We start from the raw sequence: 414 nt of genomic DNA on the forward strand, positions 1-414 counted from the left end.
AAACTATAGTTCCAGCTAAACCTATCCAAGCTCCAACTGAGTGTACTACTGTTGAGCCTGCAAAATCTACGAAACCTAATTTAGCTAACCAACCATTTTCATTCCAAGCCCAATGTCCAAATATTGGATAAATAAAAGCTGCAACAAAAATTGCAACTATAATGTAGGCATTGAATTTTATTCTTTCTGCAACTGCACCTGAAACTATAGTAATTGCCGTTGCTGCAAACATTGATTGAAAAAAGAAAATTGCATTTTGTTCTAAGTTTGTTCCATCTATTAAAAAACTTGAAGTTCCAAATAAGCCAAAAGAGCTGCTTCCAAACATAAATCCAAAACCTAATAGCCAAAAGAACATAATCCCGAAGACTGTATCTATTAGGTTTTTCATTGCTACATTTATAGTATTTTTTG

The 414-nt window shown here is 33.1% G+C and carries 1 protein-coding gene; it reads right to left on the reverse strand.

The genetic code is table 11. From position 1 onward, the window contains the following. On the reverse strand, positions 1-414 hold a 414-nt coding region (locus CRV02_RS14575), incomplete at both ends, for an ammonium transporter (RefSeq protein WP_375137092.1).

It is taken from the genome of Arcobacter sp. CECT 8989, from assembly GCF_004116715.1.
Lineage (GTDB): Bacteria > Campylobacterota > Campylobacteria > Campylobacterales > Arcobacteraceae > Halarcobacter.